The organism is Sulfuricurvum sp. (genome assembly GCF_036279695.1).
Taxonomy (GTDB): Bacteria; Campylobacterota; Campylobacteria; order Campylobacterales; family Sulfurimonadaceae; genus Sulfuricurvum.
Window position 1 is genome coordinate 1 of record NZ_DASUIQ010000018.1, and the last position, 3,293, is coordinate 3,293.

3 protein-coding genes are annotated in these 3,293 nt (G+C 48.0%); 1 reads left to right on the forward strand and 2 read right to left on the reverse strand.

What is annotated here, in order from left to right; translation table 11 throughout:
* Nucleotides 1–86 precede the first annotated feature (86 nt).
* On the reverse strand, nucleotides 87–1,010 hold the full coding sequence (cysK, locus tag VFW36_RS02350; RefSeq protein ID WP_329657218.1) for a cysteine synthase A: 924 nt from the start codon (nucleotides 1,008–1,010) through the stop codon (nucleotides 87–89).
* A gap of 237 nt (nucleotides 1,011–1,247) precedes the next feature.
* Between cysK and VFW36_RS02355 the strand changes: the two genes are divergently transcribed.
* Complete coding sequence (locus VFW36_RS02355; RefSeq protein ID WP_329657219.1) at nucleotides 1,248–2,705, forward strand: acetyl-CoA carboxylase biotin carboxylase subunit; 1,458 nt, start codon at nucleotides 1,248–1,250, stop codon at nucleotides 2,703–2,705.
* A 29-nt stretch (nucleotides 2,706–2,734) separates the two neighbouring features.
* On the opposite strand, the gene VFW36_RS02360 is transcribed toward VFW36_RS02355, so the two are convergent.
* Nucleotides 2,735–3,293, reverse strand: a 559-nt coding sequence (locus tag VFW36_RS02360) for a nitrilase-related carbon-nitrogen hydrolase (protein WP_329657220.1), incomplete at its 5' end; no start/stop codon positions are given.

The window sequence follows — 3,293 nt, forward strand, 5'->3', positions numbered from 1 at the left end:
GTTCGAAGCGAGTGATCCAGCCGTTTTTGGTGATACGAGAGGTGCAGAGCCTCTCCCCCTTCACAGCGGATGGTTTCTAGGAGCATTTACGATTCAAACAACGGAGTGCTGAGATAACGCTCTGCCGTGTCGCATAAAATCGTGACAATCACTTTGTCTTTGTTCTCAGGACGGGCTGCGACAAGGGATGCGGCATGGACGTTTGCCCCGGCCGAGATCCCCACCAGTAACCCCTCGGTTTTGGCTAACGCTTTGGCGGCACTGATCGCATCCTCATTGCTTACGGTAATCACTTCATTATAAAGAGCGGTGTTCAGCACTTCGGGGACGAATCCCGCACCGATCCCTTGAATCTTATGCGGTCCCGGTTTGCCTCCTGAGAGGACGGGGGAGTCTTTGGGCTCTACGGCGATGATCTGAACATTGGGCAAGGCGGCTCTAAGTGCTTCTCCCGTTCCGGTGAGGGTTCCTCCCGTTCCGACGGCGGCGATGAAAATATCGACATTCCCCTCCGTATCGCGTAAAATCTCTTGTGCGGTGGTGCCGCGATGGATAGCGGGGTTGGCAGGGTTGGCAAATTGTTGTAACACGATTGCGTTGGGGTTTGACGCGACGAGCGTATTGGCTTCATCAATCGCCCCTTTCATCCCTGCGGCGGCGGGGGTGAGGACGAGATTGGCACCGAGCGCTTTGAGGAGATTGCGTCGCTCGATCGACATTGACTCGGGCATCGTCAAGGTGAGTTTGAGTCCCAGCGCAGCGCAGATCGAAGCAAGGGCGATCCCCGTATTGCCGCTGGTCGGTTCGATGATGAGTGTTTCGCTGTTGATACGCCCCTCATCCATCGCTGTGCGGATCATATTGAATCCGATGCGGTCTTTGACCGAACTGGTCGGGTTCATAAATTCACATTTTCCTAAAATACTCGCTCCGCTTGTTTTGGAGGGGGCGTTGAGGCGTACCAACGGGGTATTGCCGATGAGTTCCGTGATGTTTGCTGCTATTTTCATGGAGTGCATCCCTGTTTTTTTGATCATTATAATAGCAAATTTCAAAAAATCCAATAATCATGAGTGAAATGGTATGAATAGGTGTAATTGAGGGCGTAGTTTTTGTGAAATGTGCAAAGGAGATAAAAAATTTTGCATTAACAGCAGTTTTATCCTATAATTTCATTTTTAAATCAAGATATAGGGCATCCAATAGAGGCTAACTTGCACTCGTAGATGTTCAAATGAGGGAAAATAGTGGAAACTAAAAAGATCAGCAAAGTATTGATTGCGAACCGTGGTGAAATCGCACTTCGTATTATTCGTGCTTGTAAAGAGTTGGGAATTCAAAGTGTCGTGGTATTTTCAGAAGTAGACGTAAACGGTGTTTGGGTTCGCAAAGCTGATGAATGTTATCCGATCATGGGTGATCCGATCGCCGCATATCTTGATTATGAGCGTATTATCTCTTTGGCTAAAAAAGCTGATTGTGATGCGATCCATCCGGGATACGGATTCTTGTCTGAGAGTGCCGAATTCGCTCAAGCGTGTGCCGATAACGGTATCATCTTCATCGGTCCTAAACCGGAACACATCGCCCTTTTCGGGGATAAAATGGCTTCTAAAGTAGCGATGCGTGCCGTAGGCGTTCCGATGCTTCCGGGTACCGATGAGCCGATCGACAACATCGACGATGCGGAAAAAATCGCAACCGACATCGGATTCCCGATCATTATCAAAGCGGCTTTCGGAGGAGGCGGACGCGGTATGCGTATCGTTGAGAAAGCATCTGATTTTAAAGAGATGTACGAATCAGCGACCAAAGAGGCATTGCGGTTCTTTAGCCGCGGTGAAGTTTTCATCGAAAAATATCTCAAAAACCCTCGTCACATCGAGATCCAAATCGTTGCTGACAAATACGGTAACGTTGTCCACCTCGGAGACCGTGACTGTTCGATCCAACGTCGTCACCAAAAAGTGATCGAGATCGCTCCATCACCGTTGCTCAACGAAGCGACACGCCGCGAGCTTTACCGTATCTCTACCAAAGCGATGTTCAAACTCGGATACGAGAGTGTCGGAACCATCGAATATCTGGTTGACCAAGACGATAACATCTATTTCATCGAAATGAATACCCGTGTTCAAGTTGAGCATCCGGTTACCGAAGCGATCTCAGGGATCGATTTGATCCAACGTATGATCCAAATTGCTGAGGGTGATCCGTTGATCTTCATGCAAGAAGAGATCAAATTCCGCGGATACGCGATCGAGTTCCGTATCAATGCTGAAAATCCGAAAATGGGCTTTGTCCCGTCTCCGGGTCTTATCACTAACTACCTTGCACCGGGTGGTCCGGGAGTGCGTTTGGACTCTATGGCGTACACCAACTACCAAATCCCTTCAAACTACGATTCAATGGTCGGAAAATTGATCGTTACGGCATTGACATGGGAAGATGCGGTTCGTAAAGCTCGCCGTGCATTGGATGAGTTCTTGATCGAGGGTGTTCCGACGAATATTCCTCTTCACCGTCAAATTGTTCGTGATGAGCACTTTATCAAAGGTGAACTCGATACTGGGTATCTTGATACTAAATTGCAACACTTTAACCTCGATGCGATCCACAACATGGATGATGAAGAGGCAAAAATGAAACACATCACAGCTGTGATCGAAGCGATCAACAAAAACAACCTCAACGTTCGCCACTAAACAATCAAGCCTTTTGGCTTGATTCTCTTTTAATACACTATCCCGCTTCCCCCGCCGTTTGCCGAATGAAACACAACCGTATGATTTTTACGGGCATAAAACCGTATTAACAGTTTTTGCACTGTCGGCTCGATAGAGGGTTTGAACCACCCGTTATTACTCACTGCGATCATATAGCGAACATCGGGTGTGTAGAGTTCAGCGCGGGTTGCTTCGTAGCAGACGGCGTTTCGAAAGGTTGTCCCTTTTAGCGTAAAGTCGGTCGGTTTTTTGGCGGTCACGAAATCAGCTCCCCCTCCGAAAATCTCACGATTTACCCATCCGCGTAAAAATTCAGGTAACGGTATATATTCGCCGAAAGGGACGAGGATCGTTTTTTTGGCAACCGTAATATTTCCTTGATCAAAAAGATAAGAGACGTTGTAGTTTAAGCCGTCTTCTTTGTGCAGTGTCCCCGTGAGTATGGCGATATGGAGCGAGCGCATCGCTAAGGCTTCGGATATTTCGGTATGTTCGTTCATATAGAGAGGAAATGCCGATTCGGGAAGAACGATGAGGTCATATCCCTGTGCGATCGCATCATCGATA